This is a genomic window from Enterococcus sp. DIV0170, assembly GCF_051710765.1.
In the GTDB taxonomy this organism is placed as follows: Bacteria; Bacillota; Bacilli; order Lactobacillales; family Enterococcaceae; genus Enterococcus_A; species Enterococcus_A raffinosus.
This window is the reverse complement of the sequence record NZ_JBIOLG010000001.1, coordinates 2573918-2594681: the sequence shown is the minus strand read 5'-3', so window position 1 is coordinate 2594681 and position 20764 is coordinate 2573918. Positions and strand designations below refer to the sequence as shown.

At 39.5% G+C, this 20764-nt stretch carries 23 protein-coding genes; 20 read left to right on the top strand and 3 right to left on the bottom strand.

Annotation, left to right across the window (positions count from 1 at the left end):
• The first annotated feature begins 4 nt into the window (after positions 1–4).
• The 11 genes from IGI50_RS12520 (at position 5) to IGI50_RS12470 (ending at position 10467) form a co-directional block, all read left to right on the top strand.
• Positions 5–880 carry a class II fructose-bisphosphate aldolase gene (locus tag IGI50_RS12520; RefSeq protein WP_438777142.1) on the top strand — a complete coding sequence of 292 codons (876 nt, stop codon included), beginning with the start codon at positions 5–7 and terminating at the stop codon, positions 878–880.
• Positions 881–917: 37 nt separating this feature from the next.
• Positions 918–1589: a ribulose-phosphate 3-epimerase gene (locus IGI50_RS12515; RefSeq protein WP_438777141.1), complete on the top strand. Its 672-nt coding sequence runs from the start codon at positions 918–920 to the stop codon at positions 1587–1589.
• Between the two features lie 158 nt (positions 1590–1747).
• Positions 1748–2443, top strand: a complete 696-nt coding sequence (locus IGI50_RS12510) for an N-acetylmannosamine-6-phosphate 2-epimerase (RefSeq protein WP_438777140.1) — start codon at positions 1748–1750, stop codon at positions 2441–2443.
• A 151-nt stretch (positions 2444–2594) separates the two neighbouring features.
• A complete protein-coding gene (locus IGI50_RS12505; RefSeq protein WP_438777139.1) occupies positions 2595–3182 on the top strand; it encodes a TetR/AcrR family transcriptional regulator in 588 nt (195 codons plus the stop codon).
• Between the two features lie 15 nt (positions 3183–3197).
• Complete coding sequence (locus tag IGI50_RS12500) at positions 3198–3428, top strand: hypothetical protein (protein ID WP_222225836.1); 231 nt, start codon at positions 3198–3200, stop codon at positions 3426–3428.
• A 131-nt stretch (positions 3429–3559) separates the two neighbouring features.
• A complete protein-coding gene (locus tag IGI50_RS12495) occupies positions 3560–5557 on the top strand; it encodes a HelD family protein (protein ID WP_438777138.1) in 1998 nt (665 codons plus the stop codon).
• A 4-nt stretch (positions 5558–5561) separates the two neighbouring features.
• Positions 5562–6386, top strand: coding sequence for a helix-turn-helix transcriptional regulator (locus tag IGI50_RS12490; RefSeq protein ID WP_438777137.1), 825 nt, complete (start codon positions 5562–5564; stop codon positions 6384–6386).
• A gap of 443 nt (positions 6387–6829) precedes the next feature.
• Positions 6830–9040, top strand: coding sequence for a hypothetical protein (locus tag IGI50_RS12485; protein ID WP_438777136.1), 2211 nt, complete (start codon positions 6830–6832; stop codon positions 9038–9040).
• 9 nt (positions 9041–9049) lie between these two features.
• The gene (locus IGI50_RS12480) at positions 9050–9577 is read left to right on the top strand and encodes a hypothetical protein (protein WP_438777135.1); all 528 of its coding nucleotides are present in this window, start codon (positions 9050–9052) and stop codon (positions 9575–9577) included.
• A 27-nt stretch (positions 9578–9604) separates the two neighbouring features.
• Positions 9605–10219 (top strand): hypothetical protein, encoded by a 615-nt coding sequence (locus IGI50_RS12475; RefSeq protein ID WP_438777134.1) that lies wholly within the window; start codon positions 9605–9607, stop codon positions 10217–10219.
• A 17-nt stretch (positions 10220–10236) separates the two neighbouring features.
• Positions 10237–10467, top strand: a complete 231-nt coding sequence (locus tag IGI50_RS12470) for an LPXTG cell wall anchor domain-containing protein (RefSeq protein WP_438777133.1) — start codon at positions 10237–10239, stop codon at positions 10465–10467.
• A gap of 156 nt (positions 10468–10623) precedes the next feature.
• On the opposite strand, the gene IGI50_RS12465 is transcribed toward IGI50_RS12470, so the two are convergent.
• A complete protein-coding gene (locus tag IGI50_RS12465; RefSeq protein ID WP_438777132.1) occupies positions 10624–11349 on the bottom strand; it encodes a DNA alkylation repair protein in 726 nt (241 codons plus the stop codon).
• 126 nt (positions 11350–11475) lie between these two features.
• On the opposite strand from IGI50_RS12465, the gene IGI50_RS12460 reads away from it, so the two are divergent.
• The 8 genes from IGI50_RS12460 (at position 11476) to IGI50_RS12425 (ending at position 18662) form a co-directional block, all read left to right on the top strand.
• A complete protein-coding gene (locus tag IGI50_RS12460; protein ID WP_438777131.1) occupies positions 11476–12276 on the top strand; it encodes a helix-turn-helix domain-containing protein in 801 nt (266 codons plus the stop codon).
• A gap of 1 nt (position 12277) precedes the next feature.
• A complete protein-coding gene (locus IGI50_RS12455; protein WP_010745560.1) occupies positions 12278–12700 on the top strand; it encodes a DUF2000 domain-containing protein in 423 nt (140 codons plus the stop codon).
• A 144-nt stretch (positions 12701–12844) separates the two neighbouring features.
• Positions 12845–13498: a TerC family protein gene (locus IGI50_RS12450; RefSeq protein WP_438777130.1), complete on the top strand. Its 654-nt coding sequence runs from the start codon at positions 12845–12847 to the stop codon at positions 13496–13498.
• 151 nt (positions 13499–13649) lie between these two features.
• Entirely contained in the window at positions 13650–14363 is a 714-nt protein-coding gene (locus tag IGI50_RS12445; protein WP_438777129.1) for a LytR/AlgR family response regulator transcription factor, read from the top strand.
• A gap of 13 nt (positions 14364–14376) precedes the next feature.
• Positions 14377–15672, top strand: coding sequence for a sensor histidine kinase (locus tag IGI50_RS12440; RefSeq protein WP_438777128.1), 1296 nt, complete (start codon positions 14377–14379; stop codon positions 15670–15672).
• A 108-nt stretch (positions 15673–15780) separates the two neighbouring features.
• Positions 15781–16278 (top strand): GyrI-like domain-containing protein, encoded by a 498-nt coding sequence (locus IGI50_RS12435; protein WP_438777127.1) that lies wholly within the window; start codon positions 15781–15783, stop codon positions 16276–16278.
• 453 nt (positions 16279–16731) lie between these two features.
• Positions 16732–17910 (top strand): double-cubane-cluster-containing anaerobic reductase, encoded by a 1179-nt coding sequence (locus IGI50_RS12430; protein ID WP_438777126.1) that lies wholly within the window; start codon positions 16732–16734, stop codon positions 17908–17910.
• Positions 17898–18662, top strand: coding sequence for an acyl-CoA dehydratase activase (locus IGI50_RS12425; RefSeq protein WP_438777125.1), 765 nt, complete (start codon positions 17898–17900; stop codon positions 18660–18662). Before IGI50_RS12430 ends, IGI50_RS12425 begins: the two co-directional genes overlap by 13 nt.
• Before the next feature lie 20 nt (positions 18663–18682).
• On the opposite strand, the gene IGI50_RS12420 is transcribed toward IGI50_RS12425, so the two are convergent.
• On the bottom strand, positions 18683–19336 hold the full coding sequence (locus IGI50_RS12420; RefSeq protein WP_438777124.1) for a DUF998 domain-containing protein: 654 nt from the start codon (positions 19334–19336) through the stop codon (positions 18683–18685).
• 197 nt (positions 19337–19533) lie between these two features.
• Positions 19534–19755 carry a hypothetical protein gene (locus IGI50_RS12415; protein WP_010745568.1) on the bottom strand — a complete coding sequence of 74 codons (222 nt, stop codon included), beginning with the start codon at positions 19753–19755 and terminating at the stop codon, positions 19534–19536.
• 228 nt (positions 19756–19983) lie between these two features.
• Between IGI50_RS12415 and IGI50_RS12410 the strand changes: the two genes are divergently transcribed.
• On the top strand, positions 19984–20631 hold the full coding sequence (locus IGI50_RS12410) for a hypothetical protein (RefSeq protein ID WP_438777123.1): 648 nt from the start codon (positions 19984–19986) through the stop codon (positions 20629–20631).
• Positions 20632–20764 lie beyond the last annotated feature (133 nt).

Genomic DNA, 20764 nt, shown 5'->3' with positions numbered 1-20764 from the left:
ATTCATGTTAGTCACATTAAGTGAACTTTTAAAGGATGCGAAGGAAAAAAAGTATGCGGTAGGAGCGTTCAATGTACCGAACCTGGAAGCGATTCGTGCCGTGATTCAAGCCGCTGAGGAGCTAGGGTCACCAGTGATTCTGCAGCATGCGGAGGTCCATGAGAACCTCATTTCATTAGAAGAAATCGGCCCAATCATGCTGCAATATGCCAAAGCGGCAAGTGTTCCAGTTGCAGTACATTTAGACCACGGGGCTTCTTTTGAGATGTGTGTTAAGGCGATTCGCTTGGGCTTCACTTCGGTGATGTACGATGCCTCAAGCAAGGAATATGCAGTTAATTTAGCCGAGTCCAAAGAAATCGTAAAAATTGCTCATGCGGCAGGAGTAAGTGTCGAAGCCGAGTTGGGGCATATCTTCACCTCAGCAATCGGCGGCGGAGAAGGACGAGGCTCTGATTCCAGTGAAGATTATGAGGATTTGGATGATGTTTACACAGATCCAGCATTGGCTAAATCCTTTGTGGAAGAGACAGGAGTCGACTGCTTGGCAATTGGCTTCGGAACGGTTCATGGCGTTTACTTGAAGGAACCGAAGCTGGATCTGAATCGAATCCTTCAGATCAAAGAAAAAATTGATGTGCCTTTTGTGATGCACGGGGGGTCTGGTGTATCGGAGGAGAACTATCGAATAGCTATAAAGAACGGTATTTGCAAAATCAACTATTATACCTATATGAATAAAGCAGCAGGTAAAAAGGTGCAGGAAGAACTGAAGGATTTTTCAAGTGACTCTGTTTTCTTTGATGAACTGTCTTTAGTTGCAACGGCGGCGATGAAGGAGAACGTAAAAGCAGCTATGGAAATTTTTATGAATCCTTGATGTATACAGGCTATATCTATTTGATGGAGGGAAGAGGATGGAGAAGATTGCAGCGTCGATCATGTGCGGAAATCAGCTAGCGTTGGGACAGGAATTACAGGAGTTGCATGCAGCGGGAATTGACTGGCTTCATTGTGATGTGATGGATGGCGTCTATGTCAATAACTTAGCGATGGCGCCTTATGTGTTAGAGCCGATCATTCAGACAGGAAATTTTACCACAGATATTCATTTAGCTTGTGTTGACCCTGAAAAATATGTGGAACTGTTTGCCCCCTTAAGACCAGATTATTTGACCTTTCACCTAGAAGCCGCAGAAGAGCCAGAAGCAGTCATAGACAAAATCCATTCTAAGGGACTGAAAGCGGGGATAGCCATTAATCCTGAAACCCCGATTGAGCGTCTCTTTCCATACGTTTCTTCCGTGGAATTAATTCTCATGATGACGGTCAATCCTGGCTTTGCTGGTCAAGCCTTTCAGTGGCCGGTGCTGGAAAAGCTCGAAGGCTTAAACCACTACCTTGAAAAGCAAGCAGTGAGGCCGGTGATTGAAGTCGACGGCAATATTCATTCGGAAACAGCAGCTGCTATCAGTAAAATTGGCGCATCGATTTACGTTGTTGGAACTTCTGCTCTGTTTAACACAAAGCCCGGTACTTACGGAGAAAAGGTGGAAAAATTAAAGCATAGCTTGACTACATTCGAATAATCGTGAAGCAACTTGCCTAGCATTTTTAAGGCAAGTTTTTTCATGTACTTTTGGGAATATAAGACCACTGTCTATACAGACTTTTTCTGTCATGGTACCCTTTTATTAGTGCTGTGAAGGCGTTAAGCATAAGTGGTAAGCGAAATGGAGTGAAAGAAATGCGCAAGCAAGAATTTCTAGAAAAAATAAACGGCGGGCTGATCGTTTCCTGTCAGGCGTTGCCGGGAGAGCCTTTATATACGGAAGCTGGCGGCATTATGCCCTTATTAGCATTGGCAGCAAAAGAAGGCGGTGCGATAGCGATTCGCGCCAATTCTGTGCGAGATATCCAAGAGATCAAGGCAGTGGTCGATTTGCCGATCATCGGCTTAATCAAGAAGCAATATCCACCAGAAGAACCCTTCATTACTGCCAGTATGCAAGAGGTGGATGCGTTAGTTACAACAGGAGTAGAGGTTATCGCTTTGGATTGTACCTTGCGGAAGCGTCATGATGGGTTAACGATCAATCAATTTATTCAACAGATCAAGGAAAAATATCCTGAGCAGCTATTGATGGCTGACATTGCAACGGTTGAAGAAGGGATAAATGCTTCTCACGCTGGAGCTGATTTTATCGGAACCACGTTAAGCGGCTATACTGCGGAAACAGCTGATCGCAAAGGTCAGGGACCAGATTTTGAATTGATTGAACGGTTAGTAGAAGCAGATCTGTCTGTGATCGCTGAAGGACAAATTCATACTCCGGAGCAAGCAAAAAAAATACAAGAAATGGGAGTCAGCGGCATCGTGGTTGGTGGGGCGATTACACGGCCGAAGGAGATTACGGAGAGATTTGTAAATAGATTGAAATAAATAGTAGTTATCGGTCAATAGTCGAGAAGTGCAGCAATGCAGTTTTCGACTTTTTTTTTACTGATTTTTTTGAAAGGATTGTAATTCGACTTGTTTTAATATACCATGAATATATCGACATATATATTCATGGTATATTAGAGGTGAAATAATGAAGAAAAACAAGGGGTTTTCTGAAGAAGAGAAGCTGAATCTAAGGAAGAAATTATGTGCTGCCTGTGAGAGAAGCTGGACCAAGTTTGGGTATCGAAAAACGACAATCGGAGAATTAACAAAGGAGACAGGAATTGCGACTGGTTCTTTTTATCTTCTGTTTGAAAATAAGGAGGAGTTGTTTCTTGAAACCTTTCTTTTGGTTCAAGAGCGATTGAGAAAGGAGTGGATGACGATATTAAAGGAGCAGCCCGACAAAGCTGGCTTCAATCATGCGATGCTAACCTTGTATCGAGAGTATCAGGCCTCTCCATTTCTATACGATTTTTCGAATCCGGACTTTTTGGCCTTGCTAAATCGTTTGAGCGAAGAGGAGCGGGAAGAATTTACAAATAGTTCTTTGTCGTTCTTTGAGTTCGTTCTGACCTCCACCAATTTGAGGTTGGCAATTTCAAAAAAGAAGGCCTTTGGTGTGCTTAGCAGTTTGCTCTATACAGTCACCTTGACCAATACGGTCTATGACCAAGAAAAAGTTTTTACTTTCATGCTTGAAACAATCAGTGATCAATTGTTCATTGAAGAATAAGAAGGAGGAAGAAGGATGTTTGATAGCTCAGCGAAATATTTCGAAAAAATGGCGGAGGACATGGGCGTTTCCATCAAGATACCCAGACCATCGAAAAAAAGTCTTCAAGCCAGTGTAAAAAGTAACACAGTGGTAGGCGTAGGATTGATGGCAGGCGGTGTTCTGTTATCTAGTAAAGCTATGTTTGCCTTAGGAATCGTCGGACTTGCAGGGGCGACGGCGCTCCATTATCAATTGAAGGATTAGATGGGGACTGAACGTTGGGACAGCTTTATGTTCTAACGTTCTTTTTTTAAAGACCGCAACATTGATGAAAAAAAGAATTTGCTTCTCACTTATACTAATTATTTGACCAAGTTTGTGAGAGGTGATCATTGATGAATCTATTAGCGGAAGAGCAACAAGAATGGGAAGTAATTCGCACAGAAATTGAGCGTAAGGAAACTAGCCTTGAACAGGAAATCCTTCATTTTACAGAGGAGACAAAGCAATTTCATCAGTATTTAGTTGATTATAAGGGGGAAATAGACCCGCATGAAATGTTTATTAATTTCCGACTCCTGAATCAACAGCAGCTGGCAGAGTCAGTGAGTGGGAAGCAATTGATACGCTTAGATAAGCAAAAGCAGAATCCTTATTTTACCCGTATAGATTTCACATATAAGGGAGAAGAAGCAGCGGAGAAAATCTATGTGGGTCCTTTTTCTTTTTCGACTAAGGAGCAGGGCTTGTTAATCTATGATTGGCGGGCACCCATCGCCAGCATTTTTTATGAGTATGATTTGGGTGAGGCGAAGTTTCAAACACCGGCGGGAATTGCATCAGGAGAAATTCAACGGAAGCGTCAAATCAAGTTCAAGGATGGAATGATTGATTATGTCGTGGAATCTGACACGACGGTGTTCGATGAGGTGCTGCAAAATGAGCTGCGGCAGCAAAAAGGCGGACAAATGTCTACGATTATTAGTACGATCCAAAAAGAACAAAATGAAGTGATTCGTGATAGTCGTTCAAAGGACATGATCATTCAGGGAGTCGCGGGTTCTGGTAAAACCTCAATCGCTTTGCATCGCATCGCTTTTTTATTGTATCGTTTTCGCGATCACATTACGTCAGAGCAGGTGATGATTCTTTCGCCGAATCGCACGTTTAGTCAATTTATCGCTCAAGTGTTGCCTGAACTGGGAGAAGAACCGGTGACCGAATGGACGATCGATGAATTCGGTCAAAAACTTTCTGGAGCGGCCAAAGTTCCATCGCGTTTTCAAGAAATCGAGCGCTTATATCTCAATCAGCGACAATCATTGATTGAACGAATCCGCTATCTTTCAACCAAACGCTGTGTAGCAGATTTAAAAAAATTTCTCAAAGAAAGTGAAAAGTTCACACCAGAAACAATAACGATTGGCGACTATGATTATGGTGAAGAGTATATTCTGCAGCGCTACAAGGCCTACGGCAAAAAGCCAGTTTTTGAGCGTTTGCAGCTTATTGCGGAAGATATTTTAGAAAATTTACGCAGTCGACCCTTTCAACCAAAAAAGAAGCCGACTAAAAAGCAGCTGTTCAATCGTTTGAAGAAAATGCTTCCTATTACAAACTGCACCAAATTGTATGCCAATTTTTTAGCAGAACAGGGGTACTCGATGAAAAAAGATCTAAGCTATTCTGACCTTTTCCCGATCCTTTATATCCGCCTATTCATGGAAGGGATTGATGAGTTTTCGAAGATTCGGTATGTGATCATTGATGAGATGCAGGATTATACACCTATTCAATTTGAGGTATTCAAAAAAATGTTCACTTGTCCGATTTTGTTCATCGGTGATTTTACCCAGACATTGACAGATATTAATGAAATGAGCTTAGCAGAGGTACAGCGCTATTATCCAAAAGCCCAAACAATCTATCTAACTAAAAGCTATCGTTCTACCTATGAAATTATCACCTGTGCCAAAAAGTTCATCAATGATCATCAGATTGAACCTGTTTTACGCCATGGGATGACTCCAGAAAAACGGGTGGTTCATTCTCAAACAGAAGAAATTTCAGGTATACTAGAGATAGTTGAACAACTAAAAAAGAATGGCTTGTCAACCATTGCATTGATAACCAAAACGCTTGATAGAGCAAAGGAATGGCTCGTGCGATTAGAAAATTACGGAATGGACTGTGAATTAATGACAGATGATGCTGTACAATTACAAGGAAAGCTTTCCATTTGTCCTTTGGTACAATCAAAAGGTTTAGAGTTTGATGCGGTAATTATCGTTGATGCGGATGAAGAGAATTATCCTGATCAATTAGGCCGCCAGCAGTTGTTTGTTGCGGCGACACGAGCGATGCATGCCCTTTATTTTCTTCAAAGGAAGTGAGCCTATGAATAATTCTCAGCTGGTTGCAAGTATTGCAGAATATATTGAGGATCATCTGCAGGAAAAAGTAACACTTGAAGAGCTGGCGAAGCAACTCCACTATTCAAAATTTTATCTGCTTCATGAGTTCAAAGAAGCAACTCGCCAATCACTTTATAACTATGTCAAACGTCGCCGACTTAACGAGGCGGCAAAGTCGTTGCTTTATTCGGATCAGCGAATCATCGAGGTGGCCTTCCATTCAGGGTATCAAAGCCAACAAGCCTTTACAAAAGCCTTCGAGGAGCTATTTAAGTTGAGTCCTAAGCAATACCGACTGCAGAACAAGAAATTCTTTATTGAGGAACCCTATAATGTTTCGAAGGCACTGGTTTGGGCAAAGGATAACGATATAAAGATTCGTTCAGGACAGCGAGGAGATCAAGAAAAAATTCTAAGTTTTGCTCAATTGATGCGAGGGGGGCTCCCTTATTTGGAAGAAACCGAATACCAACGTTCGATTCAACGGCTTATCGAGAAAGGAAACTGTTATCTTGCTTGGTCAAAAGATCAAATCATAGGCTTACTTTTGTTTGATGATACGGCACAAAAAGTGGAAAACCTTGCAGTATTTCCTTCTTGTTGGGACTTGAACATTGAGCAAAAATTGATAAATAGACTGCTCCAGGACAAACAACTAGGAATGCTTTATACAACATCCTTCAGAGCTGCTGATAAATTGGATATTGGACATCGCCAACGGTTGATAAAGGTAGGATTTATTCCTGTTGAAGAAATTATCGAAATCAACTATCCAACTGAGAAACTTCTTTTCCATAAGAGGCAATAGAATAAAAGATAAAAACAGTTCATTAAATTGAACTGTTTTTTATTTTTTATTTATGCAATTAGTCCTTGTTTAAGACAATCTATACACATTTTTTACAAATTCTTAATCATTTATCCGTTTTCATTTGCTCAAATTTCGTAAAAAATAATTAATTGATAAAGAAATGAATGAAATTTAAAGAGGGAAACTCTCGAAAAAACAAGTTTTTTATAAAAGGAGCGTAAAAATCGGCTTTTTTTTTCAAAAAAAAGGAGAAAAAGCAAAAATTCTAATTGTCTTTGTTATTTATTGATAGTTATTTTAAATAATTAATGAAAACAATAACAAAGTTCAATAACTGGTGTTATGCTAATTTTTTCTTTTTTTTTGAAATTGTTCTTTTATTATATTTCGCTTATATTACTGTTATTGGTGATTATACAACTACTTTGGAGTCGATAGTAATGAGAAAATGGAGAATACCTATTATTTTCCTTTTATTCTTCGTGAATTTTGGAAATAGTCAATTTGTTTGGGCTGAAACAATTGATAGTGAAGTCACAGCCGAAAAAACAGTGGTGCAAAGTTCATCAGAACTTGATAATTCAACTGAGAATAATTCCTCTCTAAATGATAAAGAAACACGGGAAACTACTTCAACAGAAGAAGAGCTTTTAGACCGTGAGGATAATATTGATGAGAATGAGAGAGCTAATGTGGAAGAAGAGACCGCACACACTCGCTCTGCTGTGAATCAAATTTATGACGGACAATGGGTGATTGTCAACACCTTAAGTGAATTGCAAACCGCATTGAAAGATAAGGAACCTTACATAAAGTTAGCAAACTCTCAGGAGGATTTTGTTATCGGAAGTGCCAATGTTCCGATCACTGCAGACGTGACCATTGATGGAAATAATCGTCAAATTTCTTATACAGGAGGTCGAGCCTTCAATTCATCTACAGCGAATTTAACGATTACCCTGCAAAATATGACCTTTGGATCTCCCGATTATACTCTTTCCGCAAGCGGGTTGTACGGGATCATGCAAAGTGACTCCGCAACGCAATTACATATAGAAAATGTAAATTATTATTCTAGCACAACGGCCCAACCATTTTATCTCAGACATCTGAACAGCAAAATCTATTTCCATGGAACGAATCGATTTATGCAGCAGAAGGCAGATGGTTCGGTGGCGACTGGACAAGAGTTTGCGGAATGCAACAACTTTGAGTTTGTTGCAGGAAGCCACACGACTATTGTCCAAAACACAAATGACGCGCTAGGCAGTCTGTGGATGCCCTCAAATCCCAGTAGTATAACGGTTGGTGAAGAGGCAGAGGTTGACATTACATCTAATCATAATTTTATTTATTGTGATGGAACGAACAATAGCGTGATTACATTAGGTAAAAATTCGAAATTTTCAGTGAAAGGAACCAATGCTGATAAAGGGTATTTTTACTATTTTGATAAGCCGGCTTTTATCACAGTGGGCGAGGGAGCAGAATTTTCAGTAGCTTATCCACACTTTATGAAATTAGCTGCTGGCAGCGCGATTAAGTTTCTTCCAGACTCTATCGGAAATTTTGATATTAGTCAGGATGAAAGCGTGTTTGATCGTGGGGTTGGAACGAATTCTACATTTGAAATTGATAATGCGAAACAGATCCGTTTCAAGGCAAAGGCCGGAACGACTTACAACCCGATCGGTTTTTCAAGTTCCTCAAGTATTTTCTCCTTTTCTGCTTTTGGTGAAGATACAGATCGTTATGATGTTGTGACTGACGAAGCGATCTTGCCGCAAAAACTGACTCCGCAACGTGATAACGGGACATGGAATGTCACAACAAACACGATTTCACGCTCTGTCGGACCAAGAACTCCTGATTTTACAGCAGAAGAAAAGACAACGTTGAAAAACGCAGAAAGTATAACTTTAAATCGATTGAATCAACCGGTTGAACTATTGAAGGTCGATCAAGAGATAGCAACACATGAGGCGACCTTTAAATTGTCAGACTATCAATTACATGGAAATGACAATCTGATAAAAAGAGTAGACTTCAAGTTATATTCAAAAGAAACAGAGGCTCCGGAAACTGAGAACGAGGGCTTTGTCGACTATCAAACGGCTAATTTGGATAGTACCGTCACGTTTTCTGATTTGAAGGATCGAACAGAATACTGGCTATATGTCCGTATTGTTTGTGACCCTGATAGTCAATCGAGTCAGTGGTTGAAAATTCCTTTTAAAACAGAACAAGAAATGATCAATGTTAGTTTTCCTGTAGAAGTAGCATTCTATTCAGAAAAATCTGAGGGCCAACAAAAAATTCGTGAAGCCAAGGAGTACCAGATTGAGAACCATAGTTCTTTTCCCGTCACTGTCCAAGCGACAGATTTTCAAGAACTATCTAATCCGACAGGCATTAACCTATTGCCCAAGGCAGATGCAACAAACAAAAAGGACCTTCTGTTGAACTTAACAGAAGGAAATCAATCAATTGGGGTACTAACAAAATCATTGAAGGATGCTCCTTTAAATTTTGAGGAATTAGCTGGAAATTCTTCTACAAAGCTAGGATTTTCAGGCATCTATTATGGTGATGAAAAAACAAAACATCAGGTTCAATACCGTTTAACAATGACGGCAGAGAGAAAGGATTAATGCATTTATATGATTGAAGAAAAACAACAAGAGAAAAAAAAGAAATGGTTACTGATTTTATTGCTATTATTACTGATTTTCGGCGGTATCGGTGCCTATTTCTTTACTAGACAAGAAGAAAAACCCGTTTCGATAGTAAGTGGAGAATTTTTACCAGAAGGTAAAGATGCTGAAAAGATCAGTGACAGTGAGTTGAAGAAAATGGCACAAGAGAAAGTTGATCGCAGCAAGTTCAACATGATCATTGTGCCAGAGGCAACTTTTGAAACAAGTGATAAAGCTGGAGAGCTGACCATTCAAAATCCAGCTCATAATGCGTATCCTGTTAATGTTGAAATTTCTCGAAATGATACGGGCGAAGTGATTTATACTTCAGGTGCGATTCAACCTGGCTATGAGGTGAAAGAAGCAAAATTAGAAAAGAAATTATCAAAGGGAGATTACCCGGCTACGGCGAAGTTCTCTTTATATGATGATAAAACAAAAGAGAAAAAGGGAGAGGTTGCAGCGAAAATTACAGTTCATGTCAAAAACTAATAATAAAAAAAGAGGAGAAGATTACAGATGAAAAAAATTTTGAGCGGATTATTATTAATTGGATTTTTAAGTGGCGGAGCAGCGAGTGTCTTTGCGGCGGAGGTTAATGGAACTGATTCGGCCTCAATCACTGTAGATGGGTCTTTAGGACAAGATAATACGGATGAAAACGCGCCAAATATTGATGAAGGATCGAACGATTGGATTAACGTAACAGTAGATACGGCAAATATTTTCTATACAACAAAGGAGTCACAGCACAAAACTATTACGTCTCCAGATTACACAATCACTAATAACTCTGGACGTGCAGTTAAAGTATCGGTATTAGACTTCACTGTAGATTCAGGGAACTTAGACAATGTTGATGCGTTAAAAATTAGCGGAAAAGATTATACTGATGCGGAACAATCTGTTGATTTAAAATCCTTCGTTGCTGGTGATTTTTTAACATTAGCCAATAATCAAGGCAAAGTGAATGTAGATTCTGATACGGTCAATAGTTACGCTAAAACAACTTCATATAACTATTCTGGAACAACAAAAGATGAATACTATAAAGCAAAAGCCGAAAAAACGAATCATACCTTGACACTAGCTTTTGAAGTTCTAGGAAAAGATGGCACCTCAGTAGCTCCTTAATTTAAGGAGGCAATTCCATGAAAAGTACAATTTATATTGAAGGAATCTTGGGTTCGCAGGATTCATCAATGGAGCAAGTTATTCCTTCTACTGAACCACAAAAGAATATAACCAAACAAATTACGAATGTTCAAGTCACTACTAGTTATCCTAAAACAGGGGAGCTGCAAAGCAAGTATTTATTATTTTCTGGAGTTTGTTTATTGCTGCTCCTACTACTAGTGAAGAAAAGGAAGACAACCGATTGAGGTGTCTTCCTTTTTTGCTAGATGAAAACAAGGTGAATGGCAGTCCTTTAAAAATAGTATATAAATTTTAAAAGAACGATCATTCGAATATTAAATACATTTTTAATTATTCATTTATTCTATCAATAAAAAGAACAATAAATTAAAAACGTTCTTTTATTTATTTCTGCGCCCGTGTTTAATAATCCATTCTTGTGCTTTACTCGAAGGTGTTTTGCGCCATTCGTTAATCAGCTGATCGGCTTTTTCAGGATCATCTTTGTAGAGGTCATTCAAATTATTGCCGACACTTTTTTGAACAAATTTCTCAGGATCGTCCTTCAAATTCGTCAAAATCTCGGCATAGCGCGCAAACTCGTCAATCGCGACGTAGAGCTTTTCCGACCAAGGCAAACGGATTCGAACGCCTTCGCAAGCTAAGCGGCGTACATGAACATTGTCCTCTTTGCTCCATAAAATCAATTCATCCATGATCTCCTTAGGATGTTCCTTTAGCAGTGGACGAATCGCATATTCTCCTGTAAAGCGCTTCGTTAATTCTTTTAAAAAGGCCAACGAAACTTTCCAATCTTCGTTGCCGTGACGCTCAACATAGCGGCCGATGGGCCAGAGCCACCAGCCAAAGCTAAACATTCCTGTCGCTTGTTCCAGTTCAGGACCGAGGATTTGCTGGAAGACGTGGATTCTTTCTTCGTACTCTCCCTTTAAATTCTTTTCCAGAGCGTCAACGATGAAATCAAACCGAGCAAATAATTCTTTGTCCTCCAGGTTACCAATGAGCTCAGATGTAAAATTTTCTCTGTTAAAGTCTGGCTGTGCCCTAGACAGCTTTTCTGATAAATCTAAAATGTATTGATCATTATAATGATCTTTATGCTTCAAATGTATCCGCCTCCATTCCTTTCTTTTGATCATACCATAAAAATCAGTCTTTTCTTAAATAGTCAATATCTTCCAAGCGATTGAGGAAAAGACTTGATACAATAAGGAAAACAAGGAGGCGAGACGTTGAATCAAAAAATTATCTGCTACGATGCAGACTTAAATGTAGAAGCGTATTCTTTTACAGGCGTGTCGCAAAACTTTCCCAATCACTTTCATGATTATTACGTAGTAGGGTTGATTGAAGAGGGGGAGCGGAGGCTGGTGGTCAATGGCAAAGAGTATGTCTTAGTTCCTGGAGACCTCATTACCTTCAATCCATATGATAATCATAGCTGTGAGGGAGTCGATGGTGAACGCTTAACCTATCTTTGCATCAATATTAAGAAGGAGCTTTTCCAGCCGTTCACTGGCAATGAACTGCCTAAATTTCTTACGCCAATGCAGGAACAAACCAGTGTGGCCGAAGACTATCGCCGCTTGCATGATGCCATCATGAAGCAAGGAGAGAAAGAAGAGAGGGAGACACTGTTTCTTTTGTTTCTTGAAGAGCTGCTGCGGTACACTCAAAAAATACCCGTCGCAACAACAGAGGAACAGGAGACGATTGCGCAGGTGTGCGGCTATTTGGAAACTCATTATGACCAGAAGATCACTTTGGATCAGCTTTGCAAGGTCGTCCATTTGAATAAGCATTCGCTGGTTCGTCAATTTACCAAAGAAAAAGGAATCACCCCTTATCGCTATCTTGAAACGTTTCGAATCGTTAAGGCAAAGGAGCTATTGGAGCAAGGCTGCAGTCTAACAGAGACCGCTGACCGGACAGGTTTTTATGATCAGAGCCACTTTACAAATTATTTCAGTCGCTTCATTGGCTTAACTCCGAACCAATATCGAACAATTTTTGAAAAAAGAAATGAGGAATAACATGTCAATGGATGAATTGAAATGCGTGATGGTAGTGGACGAATCCATGCCATTAGGAATTATTGCAAATAGTACGGCTGTAATGGGTGTGACGATCGGGAAACTGTTTCCTGAGGTAGTGGGTCAAGATGTCATTGACCAAAGCGGCTATCAACACCAGGGCATTATTGAATTCCCGATTCCGATTTTAAAAGGGAATAGGGAATTTTTACGAACGATGCGAGAACGACTCTATGAACCAAGTTTTGAAAAAGTAACGGTCGTCGATTTTTTTGATGTCGCACAGGGCTGTAAAACCTATGAGGAATATATTGAAAAGATGAAGGATGTCCCAGAAGCAGCGATTGACTATTTCGGTCTGACATTATTCGGTAATAAGAAACAAGTCAATAAGTTGACCGGCAGTTTGCCGCTTCTGCGCTGACAGCTCGTGCTCAAACGAAAACATTAGTTCATTTTCATGCTTTTTTCAGTAAATCGTGCTATTTTAGACAAGAAATATGTTTTAAAAGAGAACGCCTGATGAAAAAGGCTGCTCGAATACGAACTAAGGGCGTGGAATAGATTAATGAGTATTGAAATCGTATCAAAAATTCTTTCGATTATCCTATTGAATTTGGTATTAAGCGGAGATAATGCGGTGGTGATTGCTTTAGCTACTCGCAAGCTTCCAGCTAGTTCACAGAATAAAGCAATCGTGATTGGAACAGCAGGAGCGGTTGTTCTGCGAATTCTATTAATGCTGATCGCGGTTGAATTATTGACGGTTCCCTATGTAAAAATCGTTGGAGCCGTCTTGCTGTTTTACATCGCGTATGACTTATTGAAATCAAATGGCGAGGAGGCAGCTGTGAAGAGTGAGACGACGCTCTTATCTGCAGTTCGCACGATTATTATTGCGGATCTGGTCATGAGTCTGGACAATGTTTTGGCGATTGCTGGTGTAGCCGATGGGCATTTCGGTTTAGCCGTGTTAGGCTTGATTATCAGTATACCGATTGTGATTTTTGGCAGTCAGGTTATTTTGAGGCTGATGAATCGTTTCCCTTGGTTGATCTGGATCGGAGCGTTATTGATCGCTTATACAGCCGGTACAATGCTGGTGGAAGACAATTTTATCCATCATTTGTTAAGAGGTCTGAGCAATGGGCATTTGATATCATTTGTTTCCTGTGCCTTATTAGCAGGGATGTATTTCCTATCTAACCGAAAAAAATCTTAATACGAATAATGAAAACTGTCGTAAACCACTTACGGCAGTTTTTTACTGACATAAATAATCCAAATAACTGAGTGGAATTGGTCAAATTCGAGGACAACAGATAGATGTTCTCAGGTATACTAAAGAAAACGTTATCAGCAAGGAGATGGATATGAATATAGCGATTTGTGACGATGACCGTTTGATGAGCGGGCAGGTTGAAAAACTCGTGGATCAAGTCTTTCAAGGAAATACCAGCAAATACACTACAGAGGTCTTTTTTTCAGGGGATGCGTTGTTGAAATTTTTAACGCAGCAGCCTAATTTTTTCCATATGTATCTTTTAGATATCGAAATGGAAGGAACGGATGGATTAGCGACCGCTGTACAAATTCGTAAGGCGGACCCTGAGGCGGTGATCATCTTTATGACCAGTCATGGAGAATTGATGTCGGAGGCCTTTGAAGTTTTGGCTTTTCAATTTATCGTTAAGCCCTTTGATCCAAAGAAAGCATTAGGTATCTTGACTTCTGCAGTCAACTATTTACAAAAGCGCAAAGGTATCTTCCAATTTATTGCACAAAAGAAAGTCTACACCTACTTTTTCTCTCAAATTCGTTTTATCGAGAGCTCGGGCCGTAAAATTTTGCTTCATACGACCGATGGAGAAATCTATGAATATTATGGGACGTTAAAGGATGCGCGCGAACAGGTGAAAGGAATTCTTTTTGCGCAAATTCATAATTCTATCATTATCAATTTGGAACAGTTGAATACGGTGGAGAGTAACTTTGTTTATATGAAGGAAGGCGAAAAATTACCTATTAGTAAAAAATTTCATTCTTCTTTTCATGAACAGTTTCAACAATTTATATTGTCACGATAAGGAGGGGGAAGGTATGGGTTTATTAGAAAATTTTATTCCGGTTACTGTGATGCTCACCTTAAGCATGGGGTTATTATTTTCCAGTTTCTTTTCGACAAAGCCCCGATTTCCTAAGAAAACACACTTTTTATGGATGTATTTGGCTGTGATTCCATACTATGTAATCAATCAGCACGTGAATCAATCGACGACTGGATTTCTTCGCCCCGTATATAATTTCTTGAGCATCCTGCTTCTTTTAAGTTGTGTCCAATTTTTCTATGAAGGTAAAGCGTATCAAAAGGGGCTAGTCTCGATTTTGTTTATTGTCTTTACTATTACAGGAGAATGGTTGATGGCTGTTTTTGCTCGTGCATTTCTTTCAGTGGCAGAACTTCAAAGGTTTATTAGTGAAGGCAAGCTTGGTAATCGCCTGGCGATGCTGCTTACCCTGCTCCTAATTTTTTCTATGTGGTCTGCTAGAAGAAAAAGAGGCCTTTCAGTTCAGCGAAATTTTTCCATTATTCAGCTGTTGATTGCTTTATCCTGCAGTTTTGCCTTGGGACTATTAGTTACGGGAGTGACTATCACAGATCAGTTTTTACTGAGGGATTTTCTTTTAATGGGTGCGTTGGGCCTGCTGCTGCTCTTGTTTTATATTGGGTTTGAAATGTCAGATAACATGGCCAAGAAAAATCAAGAGTATCAATTGCAGCAGCAGCGTCATGAACTGCTGGAGGATTACTATCAGCAAGTAGAAAAGCATCAGCAAGAGGTTCGACAAATAAAGCATGATTTGAAGAACCATCTTTATTCTGTTGTTGGCTATTTGAATGCGAATAAAGATGAAGTAGCAAATGAGCAAATCAATGAATTAATCAACCAGCTAGAATCAAATGAACTGCCTTCCTTCACGCGGCACACAGGGTTGAATGCTTTATTGCGTCTGCATTTTCAAAGAATTCAACTGGCTGGGATCACTTGCGAGTTTGACATCAAGTGTCCAGAGTCAATGGGATTCTCGGATACGGATATTTCTTCTTTGATCGGTAATATTTTAGATAACGCTAGGGAAGCCTGTGAGCATTGTGATACACATAAGTATATTCAGTTAAAAATTGTCTATTTCAATCATTCACTAGTCGTTTCATGTGAGAACAGTACAGAGAAAAAAGTGACATCTTTTATGACGCGGAAACAGGATAAAGATAGTCACGGAATAGGTACAAGGGCCATTCGACAAATTGTCGAAGCCTATCATGGCAGTCTGAATCATAGGATCGATGATTACTCCTTTAAGCTGACCTTGAGTTTATTCGAGCAAACATGACGAGAAACCTTATCAAACATAACAGGTTACAAAAATTTCCTCACTGAGATGATAAATTATGAGTGTAGCAAAGAGAAATACAAACACACATAATTGGAGGAATGAAAAATGGAATACAGAATCGTGGAATTAGACAGCTTCAAATTGGCGGGGGTAAAGATGCGTTCAACGAATGAGAATCAGCAAGGAATGAAGGATTGCGAAGCCTTTTGGAATCAATTCATCTCTGGCAATAAACAGGAAATAGTGGCGCCTTTGATCGATCATGAACCATTCGGAGTAATTGGAGCGAGCTTTTACAATGTAGATCCGGAAGATAATAAGCAATTCGACTACTACATTGCAGCGGCAACGACTATAGCGACACCGGAAGGCATGGAAGAGATTGAAGTACCTGCCAATACTTGGGCGGTCTTTCCCTGCACTGGCAAAACATCTGGAACGACTCAGATGGAGATCATTACAAAATGGGGACCAGAATCTGAAGACTACCAATTGTTGAATACAGGGTACATGACGGGTGAAATGCACTCTGGCGGTCCAGATTTGGAGGTTTATACTCAAGGCGAAGATATGGAAATCTGGGTACCGGTGAAAAGAAAATAGTTCAATAAATTTAGAAGATCAACATTTATAAGATGTTGGTCTTTTCTTGCTTTTCTTGTGTCGTTTATTGGCATTGGAAACAGAGTGAGAACGATTCTCTTTTGGAAGTATTGCGGGAAAAAATTCCCTTCGTTATACTTAGGGAGTGATTGTAAGTGTTTACACAAACTTTAAGGATGCGTCAGATGAGCATCTATCGAAAATTTGAAGCAATACATCTGGAGGTGGAAGCAATGTTTAAGCGATGACTTTGAGTACCGCAAAACTTAGAGGTTCTAAGCGCGTCAATTAAATATTTTTCCTCCTCGGATCGATTAAGCTAAAAAAATTATCCAGGAGCAGCCTTCTTTGGTGTGCTCTTTTTCTGTTGGAGGGAAAACTGAATTGCGGAGTATCAGGTGATTTAGAAGAAATCTAAAGAGAAAATCCTCAAAATGGGAAGGAATGGATAACATGGAATTAAGAACAAGCTTACCAGAGATTTTTGATGAATTTGGAGAAGCAAGAAGACAGGGATTTTTAACAGTTAAAGAAATTAAAGAGCAGGGTAAGCCCGTTGTGGGGGTCTACTGTACCTTCATGCCGGAAGAATTAGTGCTTGCAGGCGGAGCGATTCAGATCAGTCTGTGTTCGACTTCGGATGAAACAATTCCCGATGCGGAAGAAGATTTGCCGCGGAATTTGTGTCCTTTGATCAAATCGAGTTACGGGTTCGGTAAAACCGACAAGTGCCCGTATTTCTATTTTTCTGACTTAGTTGTTGGTGAGACGACCTGCGATGGCAAGAAAAAAATGTATGAGTATATGGAGGAATTCAAGGATACTTATTTGATGCAATTGCCTCATATGCGTGATACCGAAGAAAGTAAAAAATTATGGTACAGCGAGTTGGTTCGCTTTAAAGAAAAGCTGGAGGATTTTTTAGATGTTGAAATAACGAATGAGAAGATTCGTGAAGCGATCGTCTTGAAAAACCGTGAGCGTCAGGCGAAGCAAGATTTCTATCGTTTAGGACAATTGAATCCGCCAGCAATCACTGGACAAGAAATTTTCCAAGTGATGTATGGATCACAATACAAGTTTGATAAAGAAGAAGTAATTCAAATGTTGGAAGAGACGACCGCTAAAGTAAAAGAAAAGTATGAGGCCGGCGAACGTTTGGATGCCAAACCGCGCATTTTAATAACCGGTTCACCCATGGGGGGCGTTACGGAAAAAGTCATTCGGGCGATTGAAGAAAATGGCGGGTTAGTAGTGGCGTACGAGAATTGTACGGTAGCGAAGGCTGTTGAACGCTTAGTTGATGAGACAGAAGAGGATGTTTACCAAGCATTGACAGATAAATATATCAATATTGGATGTGCCTGTATGTCGAATAATCAGCCGCGAAAAGAGCTGCTGAGTCAAATGATCGATGACTATCAGGTTGATGGGGTAATCGATATGGTCTTGCAAAACTGTATTCCATTTTCGGTGGAATCCTTGAAAATCAAACGTTTCTTGAATGAGGAGAAACAAATCCCTTACATGTATTTAGAGACAGATTATTCAACTTCAGATATTGAACAAATCAACACACGCGTTACTGCGTTTATCGAAATGTTAGAGGAAGAGACTGTATGTACACAATAGGATTAGATTCTGGTTCTACGACAACAAAAGGCGTACTTTTTTCCGGTGAGGAATTGATCGATAAATATTTAATCCCTACTGCTGGAAATCCCAAAAAAGCGATGTCGGAGGTTGTTGATTATTTTAAACGAAACGATGAACTGAGTGATGTGAAGCTTGTGACAACGGGGTATGGCAGAAAACTTCTGCCAGCGGATCTAGTCGTTACGGAGATTACCTGTCATGGTAAAGGTGCCGAATTTTTACGTCCTGGAGTGAGACAGGTCATTGATATAGGCGGACAAGATTGCAAGACGATTCAGCTAAATGGGAAAGGAAACGTGACGGAGTTCAGTATGAATGATCGTTGTGCGGCTGGCACTGGACGTTTTGTAGAGGTCATGATGCGGACACTAGGTGAAGATATTTGTGACTTGGATCAATTTGTTCAAGAGGCACAACCAGTCACCATCAACAGTATGTGTACAGTCTTCGCTGAATCAGAAGTCATTAGTTTGATCTCAAAAGGAGAGAATCGGGAGGATATCGCACTAGGTGTTCTTCATTCTATTGCTCAGCGGATTAGCAGTCAGTATTCCAAACTAAGACCCGCACGCGGGGAAGAGGTCCTTTTCACTGGAGGTCTGTCAAAAAGTGTGGCCTTTGCAAACGTGTTGGAGCGTTATGTGGCAGGACCAGTAAAATGTGATGAGCTGTCGCAATATGCTGGCGCCATCGGAGCAGCTCAAATTGGGATAAAAAAATTAAAATAAGTAAAAAGATGATGCGGCAATTAAGTCCGCATCATCTTTTTTTTGTGAGCGAGTTGTCTAAAGGCGATGCTGAGTGCAGGCAGATATAGGAAAAAGAGTGATAGACGCTGCCAAAAACCGCGTGTAGACGACAAGAGACTGCCAATGATTGGTAAGTAGTATGCCGCAAATAAGATCAATGCTAGGAGTGAACTAAGTAAACAGACAGCATAAAAAAGTGAAATGACTTTCTGACTCTTTAGACTAGCTTGATACGCCAATAGTAGCGGAACGAACATCATCGCTACCATGGCTATTCCGGAGAAGGCAGCGTGTAAAAAGTAAGCAGGACTAAAGAAACTAGCGGTATCACTGATTTTTACTAAACCTGTCAGCAGACAATCGCCAAAACCATAGAGTGCGATCGCACCCGCTACAATTTGTGCTAAACCCTTTGATTCAGATTGAAAAAAGTCATAGACTCCGATACTTGATAAGATAAACAAGCTGCCGGTAATGACTGATCCATTATTAAAGTAAGTTTCAACAGGACTCGTTGATTCACCTAGCTGACTGATGATCATCGTCATTTGATCAAAGCCTGGATAGGAGCGTCCTAGATAATAAGGCAATGAAAAATCCCCAACGACCGCAAGAATCAAAAATAAAGGGGAGAATTTCTTAAGAATACGCATTTGGCACTCCTTACAAAAGTTTTCTCCATGATACTTTATTTCTTCTTAAAATACGAGAAATAAGGGAATACAGACATTGTTTTCAATTCTTAAGATGAAAACAATTAGTTGGTTGCTTAAAGCGCAAACTGAATCTTTTTGAATATGGTTTTGTTAAATAATAAAAAATCTGCGTCCTAATCTAGGATGCAGATTTTTTAGAAATCACTTAAAATCGTCATTAAGAATAGACCTTCTTCTGCTAAAGCACCAAAGAAAAGAATCAAGCTATCGACAAATAATACACTCATATTGGTACCGAACATCACAGCTAGACGTTCCAATTTATCATCAATCTTCTTCTCTTTGAAATAAACGAGAAAAAGATAAAAATTTGCTAGAACAAGTATTATGGTTGAGAAAATGATGGCAATCTTCATGAGTGTACTCCTTCACTTGATTAAACGTAATCGTTTTTACACTATTCATTATACTCCCACAAAATGATTATGACAGGGGGGAGCGAAAAAAAGTAATGGTTTTCACAAAAACTTTTTAAATTAGTCTAAAGGTATGATGTGATTTCTTTTTTATGATAAAAAGGAACTGACAGTCTATCTTTGCTCCGCTATACTAAATTTAAGAGTTTTAAGAAGGGAGCTAAATTAATGGATTTTGCTGGATCCGATTTTGAGTACTACGAACGTACGATTAAAATAATGTATCAAAACTATTATTGGAAGCGTCTGGTTATTTGCGGAGTCGCTCTCGTCATTCTTTTAGCATACAGTGGAATTTTTCAGGATAATTTATTTCTAAATGTTGTGTTGATGCTACTTATTGCTGGATTAGGCGTATATCTTTTTTTGGAAAAGCAGAAATTTCCAGAAATTTATCAGACTTTTCTTGCAGAAAATCAGCCGGAAGTGCAGATTCATAAGATTCAAGAGGAAGAGTACAGCTACAATGTAATAGATGACGATGAAAAGGTTCGGATCAACAAAAAGGGAGTAAGGAACCTACCTTCTAATAACAAGCAATACACAATGATGGTTGGCTTTTCAAAAGCCTTCTTCTCACGAGAACCGTTACAAATCGTCTATTATGACATGTTGGATCTCACCTATGAAGAGAGTTTCCGCTTGAAGCGCAATGGTTATAACTCGATGCCGCGATTTTTGAGACGCTTTACTTTAAGCAATTTAAAAGCCAGTGCTGGCAATGCTGTCAGCTTTATCCTAGGAAATATTTTCCTTTTATTCATTCTATTTCGATTACTACGTTACTTGTGGTCCTTCTTAAGAATGTTCTTCTAAAATCACTTGAGAGAAATTTCTCAAGTGATTTTTTTCTTCTCTAGTTCATTTTAGAAAACTCATTTCCTTTAAAAAATGAGCTTTATTTAGGGTATTTTTTTCTGCGAATTCACGTATTTTTTCGTTGTCTTGA

Coding starts and splice junctions, on each gene's coding strand:
- IGI50_RS12485 (WP_438777136.1), top strand. CDS start 6,830: ATGAGAAAATGGAGAATACCTATTATTTTCCTTTTATTCTTCGTGAAT.
- IGI50_RS12480 (WP_438777135.1), top strand. CDS start 9,050: ATGATTGAAGAAAAACAACAAGAGAAAAAAAAGAAATGGTTACTGATT.
- IGI50_RS12425 (WP_438777125.1), top strand. CDS start 17,898: ATGTACACAATAGGATTAGATTCTGGTTCTACGACAACAAAAGGCGTA.
- IGI50_RS12470 (WP_438777133.1), top strand. CDS start 10,237: ATGAAAAGTACAATTTATATTGAAGGAATCTTGGGTTCGCAGGATTCA.
- IGI50_RS12490 (WP_438777137.1), top strand. CDS start 5,562: ATGAATAATTCTCAGCTGGTTGCAAGTATTGCAGAATATATTGAGGAT.
- IGI50_RS12415 (WP_010745568.1), bottom strand. CDS start 19,755: ATGAAGATTGCCATCATTTTCTCAACCATAATACTTGTTCTAGCAAAT.
- IGI50_RS12505 (WP_438777139.1), top strand. CDS start 2,595: ATGAAGAAAAACAAGGGGTTTTCTGAAGAAGAGAAGCTGAATCTAAGG.
- IGI50_RS12445 (WP_438777129.1), top strand. CDS start 13,650: ATGAATATAGCGATTTGTGACGATGACCGTTTGATGAGCGGGCAGGTT.
- IGI50_RS12495 (WP_438777138.1), top strand. CDS start 3,560: ATGAATCTATTAGCGGAAGAGCAACAAGAATGGGAAGTAATTCGCACA.
- IGI50_RS12420 (WP_438777124.1), bottom strand. CDS start 19,336: ATGCGTATTCTTAAGAAATTCTCCCCTTTATTTTTGATTCTTGCGGTC.
- IGI50_RS12440 (WP_438777128.1), top strand. CDS start 14,377: ATGGGTTTATTAGAAAATTTTATTCCGGTTACTGTGATGCTCACCTTA.
- IGI50_RS12520 (WP_438777142.1), top strand. CDS start 5: ATGTTAGTCACATTAAGTGAACTTTTAAAGGATGCGAAGGAAAAAAAG.
- IGI50_RS12500 (WP_222225836.1), top strand. CDS start 3,198: ATGTTTGATAGCTCAGCGAAATATTTCGAAAAAATGGCGGAGGACATG.
- IGI50_RS12510 (WP_438777140.1), top strand. CDS start 1,748: ATGCGCAAGCAAGAATTTCTAGAAAAAATAAACGGCGGGCTGATCGTT.
- IGI50_RS12515 (WP_438777141.1), top strand. CDS start 918: ATGGAGAAGATTGCAGCGTCGATCATGTGCGGAAATCAGCTAGCGTTG.
- IGI50_RS12435 (WP_438777127.1), top strand. CDS start 15,781: ATGGAATACAGAATCGTGGAATTAGACAGCTTCAAATTGGCGGGGGTA.
- IGI50_RS12410 (WP_438777123.1), top strand. CDS start 19,984: ATGGATTTTGCTGGATCCGATTTTGAGTACTACGAACGTACGATTAAA.
- IGI50_RS12455 (WP_010745560.1), top strand. CDS start 12,278: ATGTCAATGGATGAATTGAAATGCGTGATGGTAGTGGACGAATCCATG.
- IGI50_RS12430 (WP_438777126.1), top strand. CDS start 16,732: ATGGAATTAAGAACAAGCTTACCAGAGATTTTTGATGAATTTGGAGAA.
- IGI50_RS12475 (WP_438777134.1), top strand. CDS start 9,605: ATGAAAAAAATTTTGAGCGGATTATTATTAATTGGATTTTTAAGTGGC.
- IGI50_RS12450 (WP_438777130.1), top strand. CDS start 12,845: ATGAGTATTGAAATCGTATCAAAAATTCTTTCGATTATCCTATTGAAT.